The sequence below is a fragment of the Flavobacterium glaciei genome (assembly GCF_003350545.1).
In the GTDB taxonomy this organism is placed as follows: Bacteria; Bacteroidota; Bacteroidia; order Flavobacteriales; family Flavobacteriaceae; genus Flavobacterium; species Flavobacterium glaciei.
In genome coordinates this window covers 132,928-157,794 of sequence record NZ_QQBA01000007.1, presented here as the reverse complement: position 1 = coordinate 157,794, position 24,867 = coordinate 132,928, and the positions used below count along the sequence as shown (strand labels likewise).

Annotated in this window: 24 protein-coding genes and 1 tRNA gene; 18 read left to right on the top strand and 7 right to left on the bottom strand. The window is 33.1% G+C overall.

All coding sequences use genetic code 11. The annotated features are described in order from the left end of the window. Nucleotides 1–31 precede the first annotated feature (31 nt). The 5 genes from DFR66_RS08240 to DFR66_RS08220 all read right to left on the bottom strand — a co-directional run bounded on the left by DFR66_RS08240 (nucleotide 32) and on the right by DFR66_RS08220 (nucleotide 5,904). Nucleotides 32–2,761, bottom strand: coding sequence for a BamA/OMP85 family outer membrane protein (locus DFR66_RS08240; RefSeq protein WP_114754355.1), 2,730 nt, complete (start codon nucleotides 2,759–2,761; stop codon nucleotides 32–34). Then, a complete protein-coding gene (locus DFR66_RS08235) occupies nucleotides 2,694–3,434 on the bottom strand; it encodes an isoprenyl transferase (protein WP_114754354.1) in 741 nt (246 codons plus the stop codon). The genes DFR66_RS08240 and DFR66_RS08235 overlap by 68 nt, the downstream gene beginning before the upstream one ends. Before the next feature lie 4 nt (nucleotides 3,435–3,438). Beyond that, entirely contained in the window at nucleotides 3,439–4,113 is a 675-nt protein-coding gene (gene porG / locus DFR66_RS08230; RefSeq protein WP_114754353.1) for a type IX secretion system protein PorG, read from the bottom strand. Between the two features lie 168 nt (nucleotides 4,114–4,281). Continuing rightward, nucleotides 4,282–5,166, bottom strand: a complete 885-nt coding sequence (locus DFR66_RS08225; RefSeq protein WP_114754352.1) for an NAD kinase — start codon at nucleotides 5,164–5,166, stop codon at nucleotides 4,282–4,284. Between the two features lie 78 nt (nucleotides 5,167–5,244). Further along, nucleotides 5,245–5,904 (bottom strand): CBS domain-containing protein, encoded by a 660-nt coding sequence (locus DFR66_RS08220; protein ID WP_114754351.1) that lies wholly within the window; start codon nucleotides 5,902–5,904, stop codon nucleotides 5,245–5,247. A gap of 114 nt (nucleotides 5,905–6,018) precedes the next feature. On the opposite strand from DFR66_RS08220, the gene DFR66_RS08215 reads away from it, so the two are divergent. The 17 genes from DFR66_RS08215 to DFR66_RS08140 all read left to right on the top strand — a co-directional run bounded on the left by DFR66_RS08215 (nucleotide 6,019) and on the right by DFR66_RS08140 (nucleotide 21,700). Beyond that, nucleotides 6,019–6,732 carry a pyridoxine 5'-phosphate synthase gene (locus DFR66_RS08215; RefSeq protein ID WP_114754350.1) on the top strand — a complete coding sequence of 238 codons (714 nt, stop codon included), beginning with the start codon at nucleotides 6,019–6,021 and terminating at the stop codon, nucleotides 6,730–6,732. 105 nt (nucleotides 6,733–6,837) lie between these two features. After that, complete coding sequence (locus DFR66_RS08210) at nucleotides 6,838–7,596, top strand: alpha/beta fold hydrolase (protein WP_114754349.1); 759 nt, start codon at nucleotides 6,838–6,840, stop codon at nucleotides 7,594–7,596. 54 nt (nucleotides 7,597–7,650) lie between these two features. After that, nucleotides 7,651–7,995: a phage holin family protein gene (locus tag DFR66_RS08205; protein WP_114754348.1), complete on the top strand. Its 345-nt coding sequence runs from the start codon at nucleotides 7,651–7,653 to the stop codon at nucleotides 7,993–7,995. Nucleotides 7,996–8,083: 88 nt separating this feature from the next. Further along, nucleotides 8,084–8,455 carry a hypothetical protein gene (locus tag DFR66_RS08200; RefSeq protein WP_146841136.1) on the top strand — a complete coding sequence of 124 codons (372 nt, stop codon included), beginning with the start codon at nucleotides 8,084–8,086 and terminating at the stop codon, nucleotides 8,453–8,455. Nucleotides 8,456–8,610: 155 nt separating this feature from the next. Further along, nucleotides 8,611–9,483, top strand: coding sequence for a DUF3347 domain-containing protein (locus DFR66_RS08195; protein WP_114754346.1), 873 nt, complete (start codon nucleotides 8,611–8,613; stop codon nucleotides 9,481–9,483). A gap of 20 nt (nucleotides 9,484–9,503) precedes the next feature. Beyond that, complete coding sequence (locus DFR66_RS08190; protein ID WP_114754345.1) at nucleotides 9,504–9,974, top strand: TlpA family protein disulfide reductase; 471 nt, start codon at nucleotides 9,504–9,506, stop codon at nucleotides 9,972–9,974. Nucleotides 9,975–9,980: 6 nt separating this feature from the next. Continuing rightward, nucleotides 9,981–10,511 carry a heavy-metal-associated domain-containing protein gene (locus DFR66_RS08185; RefSeq protein WP_114754344.1) on the top strand — a complete coding sequence of 177 codons (531 nt, stop codon included), beginning with the start codon at nucleotides 9,981–9,983 and terminating at the stop codon, nucleotides 10,509–10,511. Then, entirely contained in the window at nucleotides 10,511–11,320 is an 810-nt protein-coding gene (locus tag DFR66_RS08180) for a hypothetical protein (RefSeq protein ID WP_114754343.1), read from the top strand. The genes DFR66_RS08185 and DFR66_RS08180 overlap by 1 nt, the downstream gene beginning before the upstream one ends. Before the next feature lie 73 nt (nucleotides 11,321–11,393). Further along, a complete protein-coding gene (locus DFR66_RS08175; RefSeq protein WP_114754342.1) occupies nucleotides 11,394–12,131 on the top strand; it encodes a DUF3347 domain-containing protein in 738 nt (245 codons plus the stop codon). A 108-nt stretch (nucleotides 12,132–12,239) separates the two neighbouring features. Next, complete coding sequence (locus DFR66_RS08170) at nucleotides 12,240–12,557, top strand: heavy metal-binding domain-containing protein (protein ID WP_114754341.1); 318 nt, start codon at nucleotides 12,240–12,242, stop codon at nucleotides 12,555–12,557. A 75-nt stretch (nucleotides 12,558–12,632) separates the two neighbouring features. Continuing rightward, nucleotides 12,633–15,167, top strand: a complete 2,535-nt coding sequence (locus DFR66_RS08165; RefSeq protein ID WP_114754340.1) for a heavy metal translocating P-type ATPase — start codon at nucleotides 12,633–12,635, stop codon at nucleotides 15,165–15,167. A gap of 24 nt (nucleotides 15,168–15,191) precedes the next feature. Continuing rightward, a complete protein-coding gene (locus tag DFR66_RS08160; RefSeq protein ID WP_114754339.1) occupies nucleotides 15,192–16,067 on the top strand; it encodes a DUF2911 domain-containing protein in 876 nt (291 codons plus the stop codon). A 206-nt stretch (nucleotides 16,068–16,273) separates the two neighbouring features. Next, on the top strand, nucleotides 16,274–18,961 hold the full coding sequence (locus DFR66_RS08155) for a multicopper oxidase domain-containing protein (protein ID WP_114754338.1): 2,688 nt from the start codon (nucleotides 16,274–16,276) through the stop codon (nucleotides 18,959–18,961). Between the two features lie 163 nt (nucleotides 18,962–19,124). Next, nucleotides 19,125–19,196, top strand: a tRNA-Glu gene (locus DFR66_RS08150). A gap of 766 nt (nucleotides 19,197–19,962) precedes the next feature. After that, nucleotides 19,963–20,460 (top strand): CAP domain-containing protein, encoded by a 498-nt coding sequence (locus tag DFR66_RS08145; RefSeq protein WP_114754337.1) that lies wholly within the window; start codon nucleotides 19,963–19,965, stop codon nucleotides 20,458–20,460. A gap of 633 nt (nucleotides 20,461–21,093) precedes the next feature. Then, nucleotides 21,094–21,267, top strand: a complete 174-nt coding sequence (locus tag DFR66_RS13900; protein ID WP_167400502.1) for a hypothetical protein — start codon at nucleotides 21,094–21,096, stop codon at nucleotides 21,265–21,267. A gap of 55 nt (nucleotides 21,268–21,322) precedes the next feature. Beyond that, nucleotides 21,323–21,700: a hypothetical protein gene (locus DFR66_RS08140; RefSeq protein WP_114754336.1), complete on the top strand. Its 378-nt coding sequence runs from the start codon at nucleotides 21,323–21,325 to the stop codon at nucleotides 21,698–21,700. 282 nt (nucleotides 21,701–21,982) lie between these two features. On the opposite strand, the gene DFR66_RS08135 is transcribed toward DFR66_RS08140, so the two are convergent. Both DFR66_RS08135 and DFR66_RS08130 read right to left on the bottom strand, forming a co-directional pair. Then, nucleotides 21,983–22,360, bottom strand: a complete 378-nt coding sequence (locus DFR66_RS08135) for a hypothetical protein (protein WP_114754335.1) — start codon at nucleotides 22,358–22,360, stop codon at nucleotides 21,983–21,985. A gap of 199 nt (nucleotides 22,361–22,559) precedes the next feature. Then, complete coding sequence (locus tag DFR66_RS08130; RefSeq protein ID WP_114754334.1) at nucleotides 22,560–22,988, bottom strand: hypothetical protein; 429 nt, start codon at nucleotides 22,986–22,988, stop codon at nucleotides 22,560–22,562. A gap of 480 nt (nucleotides 22,989–23,468) precedes the next feature. Here DFR66_RS08130 and DFR66_RS08125 point away from each other — a divergent pair, with 480 nt between their 5' ends. Continuing rightward, nucleotides 23,469–24,794, top strand: coding sequence for a trigger factor (locus DFR66_RS08125; protein ID WP_114754333.1), 1,326 nt, complete (start codon nucleotides 23,469–23,471; stop codon nucleotides 24,792–24,794). Nucleotides 24,795–24,867: the final 73 nt, after the last annotated feature.

The window sequence follows — 24,867 nt, the reverse complement described above, 5'->3', positions numbered from 1 at the left end:
TGTATTAGAAAATTTAAAAAGCAATTTTTTTTTAGAATTGTTGCCCTATAATAAAATGGGTCTCCCATCCATTAGCTTTTTCTTGACCTGGTAGTGTATCAAAACCATGCCCAAAATCAATTCCCAACAAACCAAATGCTGGCATAAATATACGTAATCCAACTCCAGCTGAGCGACTTAGGGCAAAAGGATTGTAGCTTTTTAAATCGGGAAACGATGAACCTGCTTCAGCAAATGCCAAGGCATATATTGAAGCTGATGCTTTTAGTGTTATAGGATAACGCAATTCCATAGAGAATTTATTATACACAGTTGCTCCAATTTGTTCACCTGCGCTATTGACAGAAGTCAAAGAGTTGTTAGGATATCCTCTCAACTGTATCGTTTCTCTACCGTCCATAGCAAAGTTTGCTAGTCCATCACCACCAAGATAGAATCTTTCAAAAGGAACTAAACCTCGATCTTGATTATATGCTCCAAGGAATCCAAATTCTGACAAAGCTCTCAATACGAATTTACCGTAAATTTTTGTATACCAATCTGCTTTAAACTTTATTTTGTAGTATTCTAACCATTTAAAGCGCTCTTGATCAACTTTACTAACGTCTGTAGCGGCAAGATTGAAGTCGGTTACTTTGTTTCCTTCAGTGTCGATATAATCTCCTATTCGTACAATGTTACCATTTGCATCAGGAACATTTAAACGATCCACAGTATTTTTTAATTTGTATTCTTCTTTATCCTCTAATGTAGAATAATCAACTCCGTTAAACATTGAATAAGGAGGAGTTAATTTAGCTGAAATACTGAATTCCGATCCGTAAGTAGGGAATATTGGATTTACACCTTTATTACTTCTTGATAATCCAAAGGTATATGAAAAATTTCTTGACGTTCCATCTCCAAAAGTAAATAATCCAGTATTGTAATTATTCAAATCATAATGTTGGTAACTTAACGATTGGGACAATACAAAGAAATCATCTGGTACAGTTAGTCTTTTAGCTAAACCTACAGATATTGTCAGAATGTCAAAACTTTTAGTTTTATCAGCTCTTTGTGTTATAAAATTATTTAAAAATTGTTTACTGTAAGATAAAGAGGTACTAAAGGATACTGGTTTTTTACCGCCAAACCATGGTTCTGAAAACGATAAACTATATGTTTGAAAAAATGTACTAGCTTGCAAACGTAAAGATACTTTTTGACCATCTCCCATAGGTAATGGTTTGTACGCTTCTTTATTAAACATATTTCGTGCAGAAAAGTTGTTAAACGATAGTCCAAGTGTTCCTATGAAACCTCCACCACCGTAACCACCTTGTAGTTCAATTTGGCTTGAACCTTTTTCTACAAGGTTGTATTCAATATCAACAGTTCCTGCTCCTGAATCAACATTCTTAAACTTTGGGTCAATAGCTTCTGGATCAAAAAAACCAAGTTGTCCAATTTCTCGAATGGTTCTAACTAATTCTTCTTTGCTGTATTTTTCTCCTGGCTTTGTCCTTAATTCTCGATAAATTACTCGGTCATTTGTTTTGTCATTCCCAACAACAGTAATTTTGTTGAAATAAGCAATTGGTCCTTCAGTGATTCGTATTTCAAAATCAATAGTGTCATTTGCTGTTTTTACCTCAACGGCATTTATATTAGAAAATAAATAACCATTGTTTTTGTACAAGTTGTCAATGTCTTCACCATCAGGTTTTGATGCATCTGCAATTCTTTTTTGTAACAATACACCATTGTATGTTTCTCCTTTTTTTACACCTAATACTCTCGTTAAAAATTGATCAGGATAAACAGTATTTCCTAAAAATTTAATGTTTCCAAAGTAATATTTGTTTCCTTCTTCAACATTTACTTTAATAGATAATGCGTTTTTTTCTTTGTCAAAAGTTACGGAGTCCGAAAGTATTCGGGCGTCTCTGTATCCTTTTTCTTTGTATGCTGAAATTACTTTTTCTAAATCTGTTTTATATTTGTCTTTTATAAATTTAGATGCTTTTAGAACTCGTATAGGATTTTTTTGTTTAGTATCCTTCATCGCTTTTCGTAAAGACTTATCTGATATTTTTGTATTTCCTACAAAATCAATTTTATGAATCTTTACCTTTTCACCTTTGTCAATATTGACAAGCATGTTTACAGAGTTTATTGTTGAAGTATCCTTAACAGTGTTAATATTTACTTTAGTATTATAAAAGCCGTCTTTTTTAAATTTGTTTTCGATGTAGTTTTTTGTAGTGGTTATCAAGTTCTCATTAACCACTTTGCCTTTGTTTAAACTGTTGTCTTTTATCAAAGTTTCTGTCTTGGATTTTTTAACACCAATAAATTTCACTTGGTTTAATTTAGGTAACTCTATAATGTTTAAATCAAGATAAATACTATCGTTTTGTATTTTATTTATGTAAAACGAGATTTCATCAAAGAGACCTAATTTTCCAAGTTTTTTTATTGCAGCACTAATTTCTTCGCCCGGAACTGTTATCTCTTGTCCTTTTACTAAACCAGAAAAAGTGACTACAGTTTGAGAATTGAAACTGATATCTCCAACCACCGCTACATCAGCTAATATATATATTTTTCCTTGATCGAAAGGGACTCTTTCTTGAGCTTTAACTTGTGAGAAAATTCCAAAAATCAAAACGGTTAGGACTATTTTTATGCTTTTATTTAACACTAAAAAATTATTTAATTTGTTCACTTGTTTTTCCAAATCTACGTTCTCTTTTTTGATAACTAATGATAGCCTCATATAAATCTTGTTCTTTAAAGTCTGGCCACAATATATCAGTAAAATACAATTCTGCATAGGCTATTTGCCACAACAAAAAATTACTTATCCTATGTTCTCCACTTGTTCGTATTAATAAATCTACGTCAGGTAAATTTTGCGTGTAAAGATGCTCATTAATAATGGAATCGTCAATAGTGTCTATTGAAATTATATTATTTTTAACTTTATTACAGATGTTTCTGACTGCACTTACAAGTTCCTCCCGGGAGCCATAGCTTAGAGCTAGAGTCAGAGTCATTTGTGAGTTGTCTTTAGTTTTATCCATTACATCAAGAAGTTCTTTTTGTGCTGATTTTGGTAGTTTTTCTAAATTACCAATAGCATTTAGTTTGATGTTGTTTTTTTGTAAAGTAGTAAGTTCCTTTTTCAAAGAATTAATAAGTACTTTCATCAAAGTCTCCACTTCTAATTTTGGTCTATTCCAATTTTCAGTGGAGAAAGCATATAAGGTTAGGAACTCAATGCCAAGTTTAGCACTAGCTTCTATAATTACCTTCACTGATTTTGTCCCGCTTTCATGTCCCAAAGCACGTAAAAGTCCTTGCTGTTTTGCCCAACGACCATTTCCATCCATAATAATGGCCAGGTGTTTGGGTAATTTTGTTGTATCGATATTCTTTAGTAAATCCATCTTCTTATTCTGCGCAATAACAGGCTTTGTTGCCAAAAGTATACAATAAAGTAACTCCTGAGAAAACATACCAATCATTGTTATTTATATTTCCAAAATTTTGATTAAAACTTCCGTCTATATTATCTGTCAAAGTATATCGGGCTCCGGTTTCTAATGCCAGAACTAATCTAGGTGTTATATTTGATTTAATTCCTACAATCATAGGTATAGCTATTGATTTTCTAGTTTCTGTTCTGCCATCTACCGTTTGGTCAGTAATTGTATTGGTTAATGTATATTTCCCAAAAAAATAATTCAACCCAGATGCTACATAAGGCGTAATTTTAGTACTCGATTCATGTAGATTAAAATCAAAAAAGTTGAATTCAAGACCTAAAGATACTTCTTTTAAGTCGTTTTCAAACTGATACCCTCTCTGGTTTCTGCTGGCTTCATTTGAATCTAAATCACTCGATGTAATTTCAGATTGTGTGTAAGAAAAGCGATAGGAGTGTCTTGGACTTTTATTCCATTTGTACAACAAACCAAAAGCTGGTTCATTTGGTGCAATATAACTGGTAGGTCCTATATCTCCAATGAAGTTGCTTCCGCCAAGAAAAACACCAATCTCATGAATTTGAGCTTGGGCCGCCATCAAAGGAAAAAAACAGAAAATTAAATAAAAAAGCTTCTTCATTAAATCAAAAATTGCGTGCAAATATAATAATTATCAATTCGATTCAATACCCATTAAGTTAAATGTGTGTTTTTTTAATAATTAGCGAGCTAACTAACACTTTATGAGTATTTGTTTGATTAAAACGGGAAAAATTGATAAAATCGTATAGTTGGAGAATAAATTGATTTAATTCCGCTTGTCTTGTCCCCAAAGTAATTTGCTGCGAAGTGTTTTTAAGAAAGTTTCCTCAGGAATTTCTACCATGTTTATCTGGAAGGGTGTTTTCTTTAAAATCAAAATTGATTCGTTTTTTATTGAAGTTACTCTTGAATCTAAGGATACGAGATAATTTTCTTCTCTTCCTGAAACTTTCAATCTGATTTCAGTTTCGTCAGGAACTACAAGCGGTCTTGCGGTAAGATTATGCGGTGCTATTGGAGTAATGACTAAGCTTTTTACATCAGGTGTCAAAATAGGTCCGCCACAACTCAAGGAATATCCGGTAGAACCCGTTGGTGTAGAAATAATCAGTCCGTCAGCCCAGTAGGAATTCAAAAATTCATCATTCAAATAGGTGTCAATCGTAATCATTGAAGTCGTGTCTTTTCGACTGACCGTGATTTCATTCATTGCAAAATTGATTTCTTCTATTGCTTCATTGGGAGGCGAACATGTCAAGCTTAGTAAAGCTCTCTTGGAAATCGTGTATTTTTTATCGATAACAAATTGCATAAATTCAGCGATATTCTCTTTTTGAACGGTTGCTAAAAAACCAAGCCTGCCGGCATTTATACCTAGAATTGGTATCCCAGAATCTCGCACTAGTGTCGCGGCTCTCAATATAGTTCCGTCTCCACCAATACTTATCAACATGTCAAAACTAGAATCTAGTTCTGTGTGTGATGTAAAAGTTTTATATTTATTTTCTACTATCTTCCGTTCATTAAGCATCAACAAAAAATGAGATTCGATAATCATCTCTACATTGTTTTTGTTAAAAAAAACAAAGATGTCGTTTATGATGGGTTCTGTACTGTTTTGATAATATTGACCGTAGATAGCTACTTTCATCTTTTTGCTTAATCTTTTTATGTTGATATGTCTGTTTTAGCATTTAATAGGATACACAAGTAACCGGTTAAATCTAAACTATATATTAAGGTATTTGTCTAAATAATCAGAGCGTTCTTTTAAATTATTGATATAATCATCTTCTTGATGTTCTGATATGATTTCATAATTATACCTTCTAAAAGTCTGTATGATTTCATTCATTGGTCCCAAAGTTATTTTCAAAGTTACTTCAACGCTATCAACATCTGCTTCAGAGATGAACATCCCTAAAAGTTTTCCGTTATTGCTCTCTATAATTTGAGTAATCTGGCTCATAGAGTAATCTAAGACTCCTTTTTTGACAACAATGATACCACCTGGTTCTTTCAAAAAGGGGGTTTCATGAAAAAACTTCATAACATCCTCTATTTCATAATAGCCAACATAGGCATTGTTTTCGTCTAAAACTGGGACCAAATTAGTATGATTTTTTGCGAAAACTTCTAAAACATCTAGCCACATAGTGTTTGTTCTAGTAAAAAATCCTTCAAGTGTAAATCGATAATCAGATGCTTTTTTATCACTGTCAAAAGTCTCTATGTCTTCGGATGCAATACTGCCTATGTAAACTCCCTCTTCAACAATTGGGAAATGTGAAAAGTGTAAATCACTAAAAAAGTCTTGTACTGCCGCAATAGAATCTTGGCTGTCAATGGCTTTAAAGTCATTAGTTATATATTCTGTAATTTCTGTCATAAATCAATTGGCAATATTTCATGCAAAATAATCAAAAATAAGCAAAAACTCCTAAGTTTTACTTTGTATTTTTGTTCCAAGTAAATAGTAGTATCAAAATAAAAATACGTTTCAATGACAAAATTAAGTGTAAATATCAATAAAATAGCCACTTTACGTAATGCGCGCGGAGGAAATGTTCCCGATTTATTAAAAGTTGCCGCTGACATTCAAAAGTTTGGAGCTGAAGGAATCACCATTCATCCTCGTCCGGATGAGCGTCACATCCGCTATCAAGATGCACGAGATTTAAAGTCTGTCGTTTATACCGAATATAATATTGAAGGTAATCCAGAGAAAACATTTATTGATCTTGTACTCGAAATAAAACCGACTCAAGTGACTTTGGTGCCAGACGCAGTTGATGCCATTACCTCTAATGCTGGTTGGGATACGATAAGGCATCAAGCATATTTGACCGAAATTGTTCAGGAATTTCAACGCAACGGAATCAGAACTTCTATTTTTGTAGATCCTGTTCTGGAAATGATTGAAGGTGCAAAAAAAATTGGAACAGAAAGAATCGAACTGTATACCGAAGCATTTGCACATCAATACGGTTTAGGAAATCAAAACGGAATTTTGCCGTATACAGAATCAGCCATTTTGGCGAATGAACTTGGATTAGGAATCAACGCGGGTCATGATTTAAGTTTAGATAATATTCAGTTTTTTAAACAAAACATTCCTGGATTATTGGAAGTCTCTATAGGTCACGCGCTAATTTCCGAAGCTATTTATTTAGGCTTGGATAATGTGGTAAATATGTATTTGCAAAAATTAAAATAGTTTTATTAGCCATTAAGAAATTAAGGTTATTAAGCTTTACTCTTAATCTATCTTAATTTCTTAGTGGTTTGTAATTTAAATTATAACGTTAAAATCTAAAATTATATGCTTTTTGCAAAAATAGAAGGCTCAGGAAAACCACTTTTAATTCTCCACGGATTCTTAGGAATGTCTGATAATTGGAAAACCCTCGGAACGCAATTTGCGACTGATTTTCAAGTTCATATTCTCGATTTACGCAACCATGGACGAAGCATACATACAGAAGAGTTTAGCTATGAAATCATGGCGCAAGATGTTTACGAGTATTGCCAAGCTCATAAATTAGAAAATATCAATATTATAGGACACTCGATGGGCGGGAAAGTAGCCATGCTTTTAGCAACGACTCATCCGGAATTAGTAGATAAATTAATAGTGGCTGATATTGGGCCTAAATTTTATCCGCAACACCATCAGGATATTTTGGCGGGATTAAATGCGGTAGATTTTTCAATAAAACCAAGTCGAGGCGATGTTGAAGAAATTATGGAAAAGTACATTCCTGATTTTGGAACCAGACAATTCTTAATGAAAAATTTATTTTGGCAAGAGCCGGGGCAATTGGCATTCCGTTTTAACTTGGCAGTTTTCAATCATAAAATAGATGAAATAGGAATTCCGCTACCCGAGAATGCAATTTTCGAAAAATCCACGTTGTTCATTCGTGGAGGAAATTCCAAATATATTTTGGATAGTGATTTCGAAAATATAAAACAGCATTTCCCGGTTTCAATTATCGAAACAATTGCTAACGCAGGACATTGGCTTCATGCCGAAAACCCGGCTGAATTTTACCAAAAAGCCACTTCTTTCTTAAAATAAATTAATCAGATTTAAATTTTACTTACATTTATTTAAATTTTAAAATAAAAAATTATGAATCTATTACTTAGAATCCTTATTACATCAGGTTTAGTATTATTGATTGCTCACTTTATGCCAGGTGTACATGTGGCTAGTTTTACGACCGCTTTGATAGTAGCTATAGTTCTTGGTTTACTTAACATATTTATCAAACCTATATTGGTAATACTTACATTACCAGTTACCATTATTACTTTAGGATTGTTTTTATTGGTCATCAATGCGCTTATGATATTGTTGTGTACCAAAATTGTGGGCGGATTTAGCGTCGATACATTTTGGACAGCCTTATTTTTTAGTATCATATTGTCCGTTTTACAGTCTATAATGAATGGATTGTTAGGAGAAGGAAAGTAAAAAAATATTTTTAACATCTATTTGTGAATCAATTAATTCACAGTATTTGTTAATTTTTATACCTTTGTATTTATATATCAGATAAACAATGTCTAAAAAGTTTTACACAATACTATTAGTTATGCTTGGCTTCTTTATGATGCCAAGTGAAGCTTTTGCATGTGCAACAAAAACGGAGATGGCATGTTGTAAAAAAGAATCTACATCAGAAAAAGACAAAAAAGACTGTTGTAAGAAAGAAAAAAATCAGAATGAAAGATCACATGACGGATGCAAAGGTGCATGTAAAGACCTTACTTGCAGTGCTTCGTCCTTTCAATTAGGTTTGACTTCTACGGTTTACACTGAATTAAACAATCAAATTTTTAGTTTTTCGACTGAAAAACAAAATTATTATTACTCGGAAATTTTTATTTCCTCGGATTTCCGTTCTATTTGGCTTCCACCTAAAATAAGCTAAATTTCTTTTTCTGACAGCCAAAAGACTGTCTTTTTCTTAGCATTTTTATGCTTTTTTAAACATTAATTTTTAGTCGACTACAATTTAAAACACAGCGAAATAAGCTAATGTTTTTTAAATTTTTGCGACTAATTCACCTCAAAATTATTTATACAATGAACTCAATAAAAAAATTATTGATGGCAATTATATTATTGCTTTCAGTTACAATTGCAAGCGCGCAAATAAAAAACAGCAAAACAGAAACGGTAAAAATATACGGTAACTGTGGTATGTGCAAAACCAAAATAGAAACTGCCGGAAACGTTAAAAAACTTGCGAAAGTCGATTGGGATAAGGACACAAAAATGGCAACACTTACATATGATTCAAGTAAAACCAGTCAGGACGAGATTTTGAAACGCATTGCTTTAGCAGGTTACGACAGTGATAAATTTCTTGCTCCTGATGCTACTTACGATGCATTACATGGATGTTGTCAATATGATAGAGAAGCAAAAGTTGCTGTTTCTACAGAGATGAAAATGGAAACTACTACAGAGAATCACGCAAACCACGCCAATCATTCTGATGCCACAGTTGCAAAACAACAAGTAGATAATAAATTAAAAGTTGTTTTTGATACCTATTTTCTTTTGAAAGATGCTTTGGTAAAAACGGATGGAAAAGTTGCTGCTACTTTAGCTAAAGACGTTCTTACAGCATTAAATGCAGTAAAAATGGATGAACTTGCTATGGATGTTCACATGATCTGGATGAAAGAAATGAAAGGTTTAATGGCTGATGGCAAGAATATTTCGGAAACTCAGGATATTGAACGTCAAAGAGAAATTTTTATTCCTTTTTCAAAATCAATGTACGAATTGATAAAAGTTGCTAAATATGAGACTCCAGTTTATCTTCAGTTTTGTCCTATGGCTAATGATGGCAAAGGCGCAAACTGGTTGAGCAAAGAGAGTGCTGTTAAGAATCCATATTACGGTTCTCAAATGATGACTTGTGGAAAAACAGTCGAAACGATTCAATAATCATTTTAAAGGAATTTAATATGAGAAAAATAATGTTGCTATTCATTTTGATAATCAGTGTATCAACAGCAACTGCTCAAATGAAGATTGGAGATAGTTTGCCTGACTTTGAACTCAAGAATGATAAAGAGACAGCCGTAAATTTAGCTTCGTTGAGAGGGAAAATGGTCTTGATTGACTTTTGGGCATCTTGGTGCGCGCCATGTAGAGTGGCAAATAAAAAGTTAGCTCCTTTATACAATCAATTTAAAAATAACAACTTCGAAATTGTTGGAATATCACTCGATACCAATAAAACGAAATGGATAACTGCCATACAAAAGGATAAATTAACTTATGAGCAATTAATTGATTTAAAAGGTTTTGATTCAAAATCAGCGCTGCTTTTTGGAGTAGAAGAATTACCTAATTCGTATCTGTTTGATGCATCAGGAAAATTAGTTGCCATTAACCCAACGGTGGAAGAAATAATAACTCAAATAAAAAAATAAAGTAAAATGAAAAATATAAATTTAAAATTCATTGGTATTGCTTGTTTTCTATTAATAACAAGCTTTAAATCATATTCTCAAATCTCAAAAGCAGAGATAATAGCCACAGGTTTAACGTGTTCTATGTGTTCCAATGCTATAAACAAACAATTGAAAGCAACTGTTGGCGTGGATAGTGTAAGTACTGATTTGAATACGAATACCTTCACGGTTTATTTTAAAAAAGAAAGTAAAATAATGCCAAGAGTATTAAAAGAAGGTGTTGAAAAAGCTGGCTTTTTTATCGGGTCATTAATAATTTCTGTACCTACAGAAAGCTTAACAATAAAAGGTGATAATACCTTTTCATTAAACGGTTCCACTTTCGTTTTATTGAATGGGGAAGTCAAAAAAAGTAATGGAGAAACAAAAATGAAAATATTTGACAAAGGTTATGTAACTCAAAAAGAGTATAAAAAACTGCTGAAAACCTTTTCAAAAACTACTTCATATCCATTAGAAAATGAAGATGATTACCATATTAAAACTGTAATTTAATGAGAAAATTAGTAATCGTATTTACGCTTTTTTTTATTCAGGGCATAACTGCTCAAGAGCTTTTTGTAGTCACTGATCCAGCAAGTAATGTTCCTGCGGGTTCATTAGGAATTCGTTTGGGACAATCTATTTTTAAAGAGCAATTTAAACCAGGATATAGTTATCATCTCATGCCTGAAGTTACTTTTGGAATTAATAAAAATTTGATGGTCAGAACATCCATGTTTGTAAGCAATAGAAGTAATCAATTGGTAACTGAAGGTGCCAGTTTTTATACAAAATATCGTTTCCTTTCCACGGATGATTTGCATAGTCATTTTAGGATGGCAGCATTTGGAAGGTATAGTTTTAATAATGCCGATATTCACCAAGAACAAATAGAAATTATGGGGCATAATACTGGTTTTGAAACTGGTATCGTGGCTACTCAGCTTATTAAAAAAGTAGCTATTAGTGCTTCTGTTAGTTTTGAAAAAGCACTTGACAATAAACCTGATTACAGATTTCCTGAAACACAAAGTGATAATGCAACCAATTATACTGTTTCGTTAGGAAGATTGATGTACCCAAAAAAATACACAAATTTTAAACAAACAAATATTAATACAATGCTTGAATTTGTTGGGCAGACATTAAACGAAAATGGGAAATCATATTTAGATATTGTGCCTTCTATTCAATTTATCATAAACAGCCAAGCACGAATTGATGTTGCATATAGACAAGAATTATACAGTTCTATGCTGCGGTCTGCACCAAATGGATTTTATTTAAATTTAGAATATAACTTCTTCAATTTACTAAAATAAATCGTAAGAACTAAAAACAATAACAGTGAATAGCTGATTTAAATAGCAGCAAATTTAATTACAAAAAAATACAATGAAAAAAATACTATTTTTGACTCTGATAGCGACTGTCCTAACGGTTTCTTGTAATCAAAAAAATAAAGATAAATCAATTTTAAATTCTGAGAAAACAGAAAAAACAACTGAATTATTCTCCTGTCCTATGCATTCTGAAATTACAGGTATAGCCGACAGTGATTGTCCTGAATGCGGAATGGAATTAACTGAAAAAGTGATGCCAACAACTTTAACTGAAAAAAAGGCAACTTCTATTTCTGGAGCTGATGATAAGGAAGAACCAACTACAATGGTAAAAACAAGAAATGCTGATAAAGCTACTTTTCAAACGGATGCTATTGCTTCTCAGTATCTCAAAATTAAAAATGCATTAACAAAAGACGATTCAAAAGAAGCCGCTGCTGAAGCAAAAAAATTAATTACCACTTTGGATAACAGCGTTTCAAGTTCTTTGGATGCCAAATTAAAAAACACATACAATGGTTTTGTGGCTGATGCCAAAGCGCACGTGAAACATATCAGTGATAATGCAGGGAATATGGAGCACCAAAGAGATTATTTCTCCTTGTTAAGCAAAGATGTTTATGGTTTAATAAAGACATTTGGTACAAAACAAACGGTATATCAGGATTATTGTCCAATGTTTGGCGACGGAAAAACAGGATATTGGATTACTGAGACCAAAGAAGTTATTAACCCATATTACGGTTCTGAAATGTTGAATTGTGGTAAATTAGTACAAACGTTTCTCTAATATATATGTGAATTTTGTAATTAAGAAAAATAAAATCACAACTGTTTGGATACAATTTTTGGTACCTTTTCTGAGTAGAAATTATTCTACAATTAATAAATAAATAAGATGAAAAAAATACTTTTTTTAGCACTAATTACTGCTACAGTTATGGTTTCCTGTAACCAAAAGAACAATGAAAACACAACAAATGATTCTCACATGATGGATGATAATTCTACTATGATGAATACTGACTCCACTAAAATGATGGATAATGATTCTACGATGATGAGCAATGATGCTGAGATGATGAAAAACAAAGCGGCAGTTTATGCTTGTCCGATGCATCCTGAAGTTCAAGGTAATTTGAATGACAAATGTCCAAAATGCGGAATGAAATTAACGGAGCTTGTTCCTGAAAATGAGGTAAAAAGCACAAAGTAAATAAGGCTTTACGGTATTTACTCTAATTAACCTTGTGGTGTATATCGCTGTAGGTTTGATTAAAAACATACAAAAATGAAGCATACCTACACAATTACCGGAATGTCATGCGATGGTTGTCGCTCTAAAGTGGAAAAAACATTAAATGCTGTTAACGGGATTCAAGCGACAGTTACTTTGGATCCTCCAGTGGCATCAATAACGATGGCTACTCATATTCCTACTACTCAATTACAAGAGGCTTTGACTGTCGTGGGAAACTATACTATTGTAATGAATAATGGGGTTGAATCTCCTGAAACGACTGCCAATCCAGTCGAAAAATCGTGCTGTAGTTCGAATAAACCACAAGAAAAAGCAATCGTGATTTTACCCAAAAACGCAAAAGGGAAGTACTATTGTCCGATGCATTGTGAAGGCGAAAAGGTATATGATAAACCGGGGGATTGCCCAGTTTGTGGTATGGATTTAGTCAAAGAAGCTTCAATGATGAGCAGTAAAACAATGTATACCTGCCCCATGCACCCCGAAGTTATCAAAGAAGGTCCTGAATCATGTCCCATTTGCGGAATGGATTTAGTGCCTATGGAGCCTACAGATGCCGAAGAAAATAAGGTGTACGATGACTTGGTACGCAAAATGAAAATAGCGGTAGCTTTTACGGTTCCTATTTTTATTATTGCCATGTCAGATATGATTCATAATAATCCATTAATGAAAATTATGGATACAGAAAAGTGGAATTGGGTACAACTGATTTTATCGCTTCCTGTCGTTTTTTATGCCTGTTGGATGTTTTTTGAGCGAGCATGGAAATCCATTATTACTTGGAATCTCAATATGTTTACCCTTATTGGAATTGGTTCTGGAGTCGCTTTTCTGTTTAGTTTGGTTGGATTATTTTTCCCATCTATTTTCCCAGACGAATTTAAGACTCATAATGGAGCGGTGCATCTTTATTTTGAAGCGACAACTGTGATATTAACATTGGTTTTATTGGGGCAGTTACTAGAAGCTAGAGCACACAGCAGAACCAGTGGAGCAATAAAAGAATTATTAAAATTAGCACCAACCGAAGCCACTTTGATTATCGAAGGAGCTGATAAAGTGATTTCTATTCACGATATCAAAAAAGGAGATTTGTTGCGTGTTAAGCCTGGAGATAAAATCCCCGTTGATGGTAAAATTACAGATGGAGAAAGTACGATTGATGAATCAATGATTTCAGGGGAACCAATCCCCGTTGATAAGAAAATAGAAGATGCCGTTATAGCAGGAACAATAAACGGAAATAAATCCTTTGTCATGATTGCTGAGAAAGTAGGTTCAGAAACCTTGCTTTCACAAATTGTGCAAATGGTCAATGATGCCAGTCGTTCCAGAGCACCTATCCAAAAATTAGCGGATAAAATCGCTAAATATTTTGTACCAATAGTTGTAATTGTTTCTGTAGTTACCTTTTTTGTTTGGGCAAATTTCGGACCGGAACCTGCACTAGTTTATGGATTTATTAATGCGATTGCTGTCTTAATTATCGCCTGTCCGTGCGCGTTGGGATTGGCCACGCCAATGTCCGTGATGGTTGGTGTTGGAAAAGGTGCACAATCAGGAGTTTTGATAAAAAATGCCGAGGCACTCGAAAACATGAATAAAGTAAATGTTCTGATTACTGATAAAACAGGAACAATTACAGAAGGAAAACCTTCTGTAGAGAAAATTTATTCCTCGAATAATCAAGAAGATATTTTAGTACAAAGTATCGCTTCTCTAAATCAGTACAGCGAACATCCTTTGGCGCAAGCCGTAGTCAATTTTGCGAAAGCAAAAGAAGTTTTATTAATCGAAGTTAAGGATTTTGAAGCGGTTTCAGGCAAAGGAGTCATTGGCACTGTTACTAATAATAAAGTGGCACTCGGGAATAAGAAATTGATGGAGCAAGTGAATGCTACTGTTTCGGAGGAATTAGAAAATAAAATTATAGACGAGCAAAAACTCGGTAAAACGGTTTCTTACATATCAGTGGACGGAATTGCGGTTGGATTTGTGTCAATTACAGATGCTATAAAAGCAACAAGCGTTGAAGCTATAAGAGAATTGATGCGTCAAGGAGTTGAGGTCATCATGCTTACCGGAGATAATGAAAATACGGCAAAAGCAGTAGCGGCTCAATTGAATTTAAGTTCGTTTAAAGCTGGTTGTTTGCCAGAAGATAAGCTGAAAGAAATTAAAGAATTGCAATCCGAAGGGAAAATTGTTGCGATGGCGGGTGACGGAATCAATGATGCTCCTGCTTTGGCGCAAGCCGATGTAGGAATTGCAATGGGGACTGGAACAGATGTAGCCATTGAAAGTGCCAAAATCACGTTAGTGAAAGGTGATTTGCAAGGCATTGTTAAAGCAAAAAACTTAAGTCATGCGGTGATGCGAAATATCAAGCAAAATTTATTTTTTGCCTTTTTCTATAACGTATTGGGAATTCCTATTGCGGCGGGTGTTTTGTATCCGTTTTTTGGAGTGTTGCTTTCGCCAATGATTGCGGCTTTGGCGATGAGTTTCAGCTCTGTTTCTGTAATTGCAAATGCGTTACGATTACGTAGTTTAAAACTTTAAAATAATTAATAACTATAATAACATATGAGACAATTACTTTTACTAGTCCTTCTCTTTTTTAAAATATCGATTTTTTCTGCTCAGGAAAAAGTTCAAATAAAATTAACTTCTACAAGTCCATCTGCTTCATTGCAACAGGAATTGGGTAGTGCAACAATCAAAATTGCTTACAGTAGACCTTTGGCCAGAAGCCGAAAAATATTTGGCGAATTAGTGCCATTTGATAAACTTTGGCGAACTGGTGCTAGTGATTGTACCACACTAACTACGGATGAAGATATTGTTTTTGGGGATACTATTTTAAAAGCGGGCAGTTATTCCTTGTTCACCATTTCTTCAAATACGGAGTGGATTATCATTGTTAATTCGGATACGTCTTTGCACGGTGAAAATGGTTACGATGAAAAAAAAGATATTTTTCGTTTTAAAGTACCTGTAGAACATATTCAAAATTTTTATGAAACTTTTACAATCGAAATAAACGACATCAATAGCAAAGGGGAAGGGTTCATGAAAATACTTTGGGAGAATACATTGGTTAAGATTCCTTTGAAAAGTAAAGCAGATGGAGATACTATGGCGTTAATTGATAACTACCTAGTTCAGAAAAAAAGTCAGGATGATAAATTATTATTTCAGGCAGCAAACTATTATTCGATAACGAATAGAGATGCCTCTCAAGCAATAACTTGGCTTCTTGAGGCAGAGAAATTGGATCCGGAGAATTTTTATTATCCAAATTTGAGACAAAAATTAGCTGTAGATCTAAAAGATTATCCGATGGCGATTGAAGCTACTAAAAAGGCTATAGCAATTATGGGACTTAAAAAACTGAAAGGTGCTGAAAAATTGAAAGCGAAAATTGATGAATGGGAATTAATTCTAAAAAACAACAAATAAAATTAGAATTCCTCTTCCCATTTTTTAAATTCAGCAATATTAAAAATTAATTTGGGATGTTAAAATTTGTAATGAGCTATAATTAGTAGTGAAAAAGAGAAAAGTATCAGACAGCTTTTTAAATTAATAATAGGTCACTCAGAGATTCTAATTTGTGTAGCCAAACGGATTTACTTAATGTATTCCAGATTAAAAAAAATAATGAAATGAAAAATTTACTTTTAATTTTTGTCTTCGCCATATTCCCAACTTTGCTGACTGCTCAGAATATGAAAGGTATGGATAGCGACAAAAAAGGGACAAATAAAGAGGTTCAATCTGTAACTTACACTTGTGTAATGCATCCAGAAATCCATGCCAGTAAACCCGGAAAATGTCCCAAATGTGGGATGGATTTAATCAAAGAAAAGGCAAAACCAACCAGAAAAGCAGTCGTTCAAAAACAAGTACCTAAAGCAGCTGTAAAAAAAGCAGTACCTGTAAAAACAACTATTATCGAACCTAAAGCAGCAAGTGATGATTTGTCTAAAAATCAAACAAGCATTGTCGCAGAAAAAGGTAAAGTTGTAGTGGAGCCGATAAAAAAGATAGTTAAAAATGACCCTCCACGAACCGTTCGCTATGATTTATATGTTCGGGATACGATTGTCACTTTTGGCGATACACCCAAAAGAGCGATTGCTGTAAACGGACAAATTCCGATGCCAACACTTACTTTTACCGAAGGTGATATTGCTGAGATTTATGTGCATAACGAATTAAATGAAGATACTTCGTTGCACTGGCACGGCTTATTTTTACCGAATAAAGAAGATGGAGTACCGAATTTGACTCAAATGCCCATCAAGCCGAAAACCACACATAAATATACATTCCCGATTATTCAGCACGGAACGCATTGGTATCACAGTCACACGGGTTTGCAGGAGCAAATTGGGATGTACGGTTCTTTTGTGATGAATAAAAGAAATGAAGACCCAACTTTTAGAGCAGGAATTGATGATTTGCCAACCATTCCCATTATTTTGAGTGAATGGACCGATTTGAAACCGGAAAATGTACACCGAATGTTGCACAATGCTACGGACTGGTTTGCGATTCAAAAAGGAACTACTCAAAGTTATTCTGAAGCTGTAAAAGCAGGGCATTTTAAAACCAAAGTAGCTAACGAATGGAAACGAATGAATGCTATGGACGTAAGTGATGTCTATTATAATAAATTCCTGATTAATGGAAAAAACGAAAGTAAAATAGATGGAGTTTCTTCTCCACTTTCCTTTGGAGAGGGGTCGGGGGTGAGGAAATTTAAGGCTGGAGATAAAGTGCGTTTGAGAATTTCTAATGGTGGTGCTTCAACTTATTTTTGGTTGAATTATGCCGGAGGAAAAATTACCGTTGTTGCCAGCGACGGAAATGACGTGGAACCTGTTGAAGTTGACCGATTGATAGTAGCCGTTTCTGAAACCTATGATGTTGTTGTTACTATTCCTGCAGACAAAACGGCCTTTGAGTTTTTAGTAACTTCAGAGGATCGCACAAAATCGGCTTCATTGTATTTAGGAGATGGTATCAAGCAATTGATTACACCTTTGCCTAAATTAAAATATTTTGAAGGAATGAAGATGATGAACAGCATGATGAAAATGAATGGAGATTTAGATGATATGGGTATGAAAATGTCACTGAATCAAATGGATATGAATGTGGTGATGTATCCTGAAATTACTGGTCCTGCTACAATCAAAGGGGAAGTTCAAAAAGAAGGCGGAATGGATCATTCTGGACATGACATGGGAAAAATGAAAATGGATGATTCTTCTTCAAAAAAAGAAGGAATGAAAATGACCGAAGCTGATTATAATAGCAACGAACTATCAGAAATTACTACTTTGAATTATGCGATGCTCAAATCACCAACTAAAACAACATTGCCAAAAGACGCACCTGTAAAAGAATTGCGTTTTGAATTATCTGGAAATATGAATCGCTATGTTTGGAGTTTAGACAATAAAGTAGTTTCGGAATCGGATAAAATTCTAATTAAAAAAGGCGAGAATGTTCGAATTGTGCTTTTCAACGGCTCCATGATGCGTCACCCGATGCATTTACACGGACACGATTTTAGAGTCCTGAACGGAAAAGAAGAATACGCTCCGCTAAAAAACATCATCGATATTATGCCGATGGAGACAGACACGCTTGAGTTTAATGCGAATGTTGAAGGCGATTGGTTTTTTCATTGTCACATTCTCTATCACATGATGGCTGGAATGGGCCGAGTTTTTAGTTATGAAAATCAAGAGCCAAATCCTTTGATTCCTAATCCAAAATTAGCGCAACGCAAATTATTTGCTGATGATAGAGCATTTCATTTGATGGCTGAAAATGATTTTTCCACCAATGGAAATGATGGAATGTTGATGATTCAAAACACACGATGGAGTATTGGTACCGAGTGGCGTTTGGGATATACCAATCATCACGGGTATGAAACGGAAACACATATCGGACGCTATATCGGGAAAATGCAATGGCTGATGCCGTTCATTGGTTTTGACTGGAGGTACCGAAAAATGGAAATGGGAGAAATGGAAAAGAATCTTTTTGGTCAGACCAATACTAAAGACAATCGCGCTGTTTTGAGTGCTGGAGTCGAATATACGCTGCCTATGCTCATCAAAGCTCAAGCTGAAGTGTATACCGATGGGAATTTTAGATTGCAATTTGAACGTATGGATATCCCGGTTTCCAAAAGATTGCGTTTGAATTTAATGTGGAATACAGACAAAGAATACATGGCGGGATTGCGTTATATTGTTAAGAGAAATTTTGGAATTACCACGCATTACGACAGTGATATGGGATTAGGTTTTGGATTGAGTTTGAATTATTAGTTAATACTAAAAACAAAAAAAGCAAACTTATTTTGTTAGGTGTTAGTTCTGAATTGATTACAAATTACAAGTTCAGTACAGACTGATTTTATTAGAAGGTTTTAGGTTTTGGCTTTGTACATCTAAAAAATAGTACTATTTTTGCTTCCGCAATACAAAACAAGGCCCGTTCGTCTATCGGTTAGGACGCATGGTTTTCATCCATGTAAGAGCGGTTCGATTCCGCTACGGGCTACATATTAAATAAAAATCTTAAAGCCTCGAAAATATTTTCTTGGCTTTTTTTATTGCCTATTTAGAATGTCACAATTTTATATCTGATGCGGTTATAGAATACTTCAACCATTAGAAGTGGGTATTATTTCCAAAAAAATATTTTGGTAAAATTAGAGCTGTATTACGCCGATGATTTCTCTTGACGGAGTCTCCATTTCTATGTCAGATATTATATAGGGCTACAGTTTTAGACTTAAACTTTTGCTACTACACTATTTTCAATCATGAAATCAATTAAAAGTCCCGATTCTAGTGGATGGAGTAATATAATTTAGTTTCTTTTGAATCTTCAATATCAAATAATATTTTGGTGCATGAATGTACTAGTATTAATTGATAATAATTATCAATTTCAAAGAACTAATTAATTTTACTTTTTACTCTTTTCTAAAGGCATAAAAAACTTTTCTTTTTTAGGTTTTATTTTTTGTATTCTTCTGGTTGCTAACAATTATGCATGGGATATTCGCACTAGCGTTGTGTATTTTTAGCCGGATAGCGATACATTCTAAAGCTATTTGGTCGATTAACATCGAAATTCGAATTTCAAATAAAAGTAATATACGCTACATTTCAAATATAGAAAAGTGCATTTCGTCGATTGTTTTTATTTTTTTTTTAAGCTTTAAGGTAGTTTTGCTTCACAATCAGACAACAATACGTTGTTAAAACATTGTCAGTCAGCAAATTAATTTTTTTTTATTAAAGTTTAAAATTTTACTATTATGAACACTATTATTCGCCCTTTATTGTTTTTCGTTGCAATTATTACAATGAATTCATGCTCATCAGACTCCGATACTCTAGAAGTAGAGACACCGTCTTTTAAAGCAATTAATTTTAATTATAGTGAATCCGAAATTGAAACTATGAATTTAATTAATACTTATAGAGTTAGTATCGGATTGAATGCATTAGAAAAAATAGGATATATATCTCATATATCAGAACAGCATGACTATTATATGATTGCAAATAATGTGGTTAATCATAATAATTTTGTTTCTCGTTCTCAAGATATAATCAAAACAATAGGTGCAAAAATGGTAGCGGAAAACATTGCATACAATTATAAAACTCCTGAAGCAGCCGTCAAAGCTTGGTTGTTAAGTTTTGGACATAAAGAAAATATTGAGGGTAATTTTACTCATTTCGGAATAGCAATAAGAAAAGATCCTGCTACCGGTAGAAATTATTACACAAATATCTTTGTAAAAATGTAAGTATACAATATACAAAGAGATTGTTGATTCTTATTAGCTTCTTTTTGCAGTACTTTCCTTAATCACATACCAATACAGCCTGTATTTTTATTTTTTATCAATTAGTAATCTGAAAATTATTTAATTCTAAATCTTTTTTAGAGACAGCATAAAAAAGGACTTTTTTTAAATTATCTTTTATATTCCTGCCTGATTTATTAGCAGGACAATTCGAAGTCTTTCACAAGCAAATCCCATGTTTATGGTAAGCGTATTTTTAATAAATAATAAAAGGAAAATATATTTGTATTTTATTATTATAAATCAGCTCTTCATTCCTACCTACTGTTTTTTTATAATTTATAAATCGTTTTTTATCTCTGTAGAAGTACTTCTTAGTACTATTGATTTCATTTTTGTATGCTTAATTTTTTCCTTTAGTTTGGGCTTTAAGCCTCGAATCTTTTGCGAAAAATAGCTCAATGTGCACCAAATTTTAAGGAACTGACATAAAGAGATGATTGCGAAGCTTGTATGTTGAAAATGTGTGAATTATACAATTATTGCTAGAAATTGTAATACTTTTTTGCCAACGCATAGATTATTTTTGCTTCTGGAAACAAATTATTTGAACCATCATTTAAAATTATTTACATGAACAACCCCTCAGCACCAAAGAAAATAACTTGGATTATAGGATTGATTAGCGGTATACTTGGAATCATAGGACATTACATAGATGTTCAATTTTTAACGGAACATAATTATATACTATTGCTTATTGGTTTCTTTGTTTTGGCAGTTGGAACAACTGTAAAAGGAGTTTAAATAATTATAAATCATGCTAGGATGAGAAATAAGTATTAATTTAAAACATATAATAATGTCAGAAAAAAACAAAAAACAATTTGGTGTTTGGATGGATTCACATCATGCAACTATTGTAGGAAGAGAAAATGTAGATTCAGGTGCGTTCGTAATTTTAGGTCACGAAAAAGTTGACGGACAAGGCAGTAATTCAAGCGAAAACGCAGCAAATAATGCCGAAAGAGATTTGCTTCATAAACTTTTCAAAAACATTTCTGCTCATATGCAAAATGTTGATGAATTGCATGTAACAGGAACAGGTACTGCTCAAGAACAATTTATTAAATATTTGAAAGAGACTCCACAATATAAAAATGTTGAGACTAAAGATAGTACTTCTAATAAAATGAATGATGAAAGTTTAATTGAATTCATAGCTTCTCAGTTCAACTAATCGCTTTAAAAAAAGCTATTTTTTATTGGTTAAAATGAAATGCCTCCAAAAAAAGCAAAAGCTATTTGGAGGCATTTTTATGAAGAGAAAAGTCAGATACTACGATAAATTTATTTTTTGTATTAGCATTTTTTGGAGTAAATTATTAATCAACAGTTCCATATCCAAAATCGTCAGATTTTATATTTAACTTTTTAAACATCATTTCAAAATCCTCTATTTTAGAATTATATTCTGTTTTTCCGTATGTAAGGTAAATAGTTGTTTTTAAGTCACCTCTGATTATAAATTTCTTTTTATGTGGTTTACATTTTCGGTCATAAAATTTATGTAAATTCTATTATCGACAATGTCTTTTGGATTAATATAAAAAATGTCAATTCCATCAAAATTAGTACAACATTTTGCCTCTATTCTTTTATTTCCAGAGTATATTTCTGTAAATGTTCCAATTAAAGTGTCCTTAGTGTTTTTCTCAACAGTTAACAAATCTACTCTGAAGTTCTTTTTTAAGTTTTCAGTTTGCCCAATTATAGATAGACTAAAAAGCAGGAATAATATGTAAATAATTTTTTTCATTTCAACTGTTATAAAAAGTTTATTATTTCCTAGTTGCGCAAAATCTCCCGCCTTTGTGCCAAATGTTATTATCCATGACATTATACACTCAATTTAAATATGCTTATTTTTGTAGCCGCAAATAAGGGATTTTTGTTTAGCGTATATGATAAATTGATTCTTTGAAAGAATACTTTGTGGAGCTGGGGTTACAACCGGTTCCAATTTTTTTGGTAAGCACTTTAATAGCATGGTTTTTATACAATGTTGACCACTGAAATTATTCAGGGGCAAATATTTCCTAATTGAATTTATATCGGATTCCACCAAATCCGTTAACGAACGTATCTTCATAATCTACTTCATACATTAGTTGTAATTCAATATGAAAAGAGAAATTATTCAAATTTTCGAATGGAGTAAATTGAACACCGACAGGAACAACAATTCCGTTTAAGTTATTTACAACGATTCCACCTCCAACATAAGTGCGAAATTTTTCTTTTCTTAAAAAATTATAATTAAGAACTGCTTCTGCAGTTGTATTTGCTAATGATGTGCCTGAATAAATACGTAATTCTGTCCATAATTTTTCATTAAAATCGTATCCGACACCAATTTTTGTATTGTTTGAATTTCCAAAATAGGAAACGCTTACTTGTGCTTGCGTCTCGTTGAAAGAAAAAAGAAGAGAAAAAATGAAAATTGCTTTTAATATAATTTTAGTCATTGTTAAAATTTAAGTTATTAATAAAATTAAAATTGATTACTAAGTTTTTTATCTTGGGGCTAACTTTTTTGTTCCCGACATATTTGCGATAATACGTTCAATTTTGACTTGCTTTGCGCTTCTTTGTTTCGTCTTATCTGTTTTCAAATATATAAATAAATTAGTACAAATTATATGTACAGCTTTATATTCTTGAAAACCATGGTCCGCGTGAAGGATGGCAGTGGAGCTCTTTTATAGACTGCCTTTTTTTGGCAGGCGATAAAAAGCGGGAACGAACAGCCTGACCCAAAGTTGCAAGGAGGAACGACGAGGCAATCTGAAGGGACACACCCAAATTATTTTCTTTTTTCGGCCTGTGATTTTAGTAAATAACTGCCTAAAATTCAATCCCGAAGGTTCAGTACTAAAAAGCTTGTTTGGGTTGCAAAAATTTTATAATTTTGCAACCCAATTTTATTATGTAAATTAAAGAAGAAGATGGATATCAAAAGAGTAGCAATAGACGCTGTGACGGAAACAATTGTAATGACTGTTGTTCACATGGATTACAAAGGACAAGTTGCAAAAAGAATAAACGAAAAAATGCCTTTAGCAACTGTTAAGGGATTTAGAAAAGGAGCTGTGCCTAAAGATCTTGTTGAAAAACAATACGGTAAAGCGATTAAACAAGAAGAAGTTCAGAAAGTTGTTGATTTAGCTCTAGAGCGTTTTGTACAATCTGAAAGATTAAACCTTCTTGGGACGCCACTTCCTAAAGTAAACGAAAATTTTTCTTGGGATGCTGAAGAATTGGTTTTTGAATATGAAATTGGTTTAGTACCAAACTTCACTTTAGACTTAGATGCTAAAAACGACATCGTAAAATATGTGGTTACAGCTGACGATAAATTAATCGACGGTCAAGTGGAAAGAATCCAAAAACAATTTGGAACTGCAATTCCTCAAGAAGTTGTTGCTGCAAATTCAGATGTAACTGGAACATTCGCTAACGAAGAAAAAGGAATTAATAACGCTACTACTATTGCTGCTGATCTTTTCAAAGACAAAGCAACTTTTGACTTGTTCATAGGTAAAAAAGTAGGGGATGTAGTGACTGTAAATACTAAAGGTTTATTTGAAGACGACCACCAATTGATGGACGTGATGAAAGTAAGTCATGATGACGTTCACGGTTTAGATGTTGATGTAAACTTCACAATCGAAGCAATCAACACGGCTGAATTAGCTGAATTAAATCAAGAATTGTTCGACAAATTGTTTGGTGCTGGAACTATTTCTTCACTAGAAGAATTGAAAGCTAAAATCAAAGAGGATGCTGAAAATCAATTTGCACAACAAGCAGACCAAAAATTATTAGGTGATGTTACTGAGTTCTTAATCGAAAGCACAAAATTTGATTTACCAGCTGAATTCCTTAAAAAATGGTTGCAAACTGTTGGTGAGAAAAAATTGACTCCTGAGGAAGCTGAAGTAGAATATGCACGTTCTGAAAAAGGATTGCGTTTTCAATTGATCGAAGGTAGAGCAATGGCTCAATCGGATATCAAAATCACTTTTGAAGACTTGAAAACATTCACTACAAAAAATATCCGTCAACAAATGGCGCAATTCGGGCAAACAAATCCTACTGACGAAGAAGTTCAAGGAATTGTAGCTAGAGTTTTGTCTAACCAAGACGAAGTGAAAAGACTTTCTGACCAAGTTGTTGCTGAGAAATTATTGGAATTGTTCAAAGAAAAAGCAAATCCTACAACTAAAGAGGTAACTTACGAAGAATTTATTGCTGCTTCTTACGGAGAATAAATCCTAGTCTTAAAGTCAAATGTCATAAAGTCAAAAGTTGAAAAAACGGAAAATAATTTCGTTAGTTGTTTCA

What these genes read in the sequence shown, in the direction of transcription:
- DFR66_RS08240 (WP_114754355.1), bottom strand. Translation starts at nt 2,761, where the DNA reads ATGAGGCTATCATTAGTTATCAAAAAAGAGAACGTAGATTTGGAAAAA.
- DFR66_RS08235 (WP_114754354.1), bottom strand. Translation starts at nt 3,434, where the DNA reads ATGGATTTACTAAAGAATATCGATACAACAAAATTACCCAAACACCTG.
- porG (WP_114754353.1), bottom strand. Translation starts at nt 4,113, where the DNA reads ATGAAGAAGCTTTTTTATTTAATTTTCTGTTTTTTTCCTTTGATGGCG.
- DFR66_RS08225 (WP_114754352.1), bottom strand. Translation starts at nt 5,166, where the DNA reads ATGAAAGTAGCTATCTACGGTCAATATTATCAAAACAGTACAGAACCC.
- DFR66_RS08220 (WP_114754351.1), bottom strand. Translation starts at nt 5,904, where the DNA reads ATGACAGAAATTACAGAATATATAACTAATGACTTTAAAGCCATTGAC.
- DFR66_RS08215 (WP_114754350.1), top strand. Translation starts at nt 6,019, where the DNA reads ATGACAAAATTAAGTGTAAATATCAATAAAATAGCCACTTTACGTAAT.
- DFR66_RS08210 (WP_114754349.1), top strand. Translation starts at nt 6,838, where the DNA reads ATGCTTTTTGCAAAAATAGAAGGCTCAGGAAAACCACTTTTAATTCTC.
- DFR66_RS08205 (WP_114754348.1), top strand. Translation starts at nt 7,651, where the DNA reads ATGAATCTATTACTTAGAATCCTTATTACATCAGGTTTAGTATTATTG.
- DFR66_RS08200 (WP_146841136.1), top strand. Translation starts at nt 8,084, where the DNA reads ATGTCTAAAAAGTTTTACACAATACTATTAGTTATGCTTGGCTTCTTT.
- DFR66_RS08195 (WP_114754346.1), top strand. Translation starts at nt 8,611, where the DNA reads ATGAACTCAATAAAAAAATTATTGATGGCAATTATATTATTGCTTTCA.
- DFR66_RS08190 (WP_114754345.1), top strand. Translation starts at nt 9,504, where the DNA reads ATGAGAAAAATAATGTTGCTATTCATTTTGATAATCAGTGTATCAACA.
- DFR66_RS08185 (WP_114754344.1), top strand. Translation starts at nt 9,981, where the DNA reads ATGAAAAATATAAATTTAAAATTCATTGGTATTGCTTGTTTTCTATTA.
- DFR66_RS08180 (WP_114754343.1), top strand. Translation starts at nt 10,511, where the DNA reads ATGAGAAAATTAGTAATCGTATTTACGCTTTTTTTTATTCAGGGCATA.
- DFR66_RS08175 (WP_114754342.1), top strand. Translation starts at nt 11,394, where the DNA reads ATGAAAAAAATACTATTTTTGACTCTGATAGCGACTGTCCTAACGGTT.
- DFR66_RS08170 (WP_114754341.1), top strand. Translation starts at nt 12,240, where the DNA reads ATGAAAAAAATACTTTTTTTAGCACTAATTACTGCTACAGTTATGGTT.
- DFR66_RS08165 (WP_114754340.1), top strand. Translation starts at nt 12,633, where the DNA reads ATGAAGCATACCTACACAATTACCGGAATGTCATGCGATGGTTGTCGC.
- DFR66_RS08160 (WP_114754339.1), top strand. Translation starts at nt 15,192, where the DNA reads ATGAGACAATTACTTTTACTAGTCCTTCTCTTTTTTAAAATATCGATT.
- DFR66_RS08155 (WP_114754338.1), top strand. Translation starts at nt 16,274, where the DNA reads ATGAAAAATTTACTTTTAATTTTTGTCTTCGCCATATTCCCAACTTTG.
- DFR66_RS08145 (WP_114754337.1), top strand. Translation starts at nt 19,963, where the DNA reads ATGAACACTATTATTCGCCCTTTATTGTTTTTCGTTGCAATTATTACA.
- DFR66_RS13900 (WP_167400502.1), top strand. Translation starts at nt 21,094, where the DNA reads ATGAACAACCCCTCAGCACCAAAGAAAATAACTTGGATTATAGGATTG.
- DFR66_RS08140 (WP_114754336.1), top strand. Translation starts at nt 21,323, where the DNA reads ATGTCAGAAAAAAACAAAAAACAATTTGGTGTTTGGATGGATTCACAT.
- DFR66_RS08135 (WP_114754335.1), bottom strand. Translation starts at nt 22,360, where the DNA reads ATGTCATGGATAATAACATTTGGCACAAAGGCGGGAGATTTTGCGCAA.
- DFR66_RS08130 (WP_114754334.1), bottom strand. Translation starts at nt 22,988, where the DNA reads ATGACTAAAATTATATTAAAAGCAATTTTCATTTTTTCTCTTCTTTTT.
- DFR66_RS08125 (WP_114754333.1), top strand. Translation starts at nt 23,469, where the DNA reads ATGGATATCAAAAGAGTAGCAATAGACGCTGTGACGGAAACAATTGTA.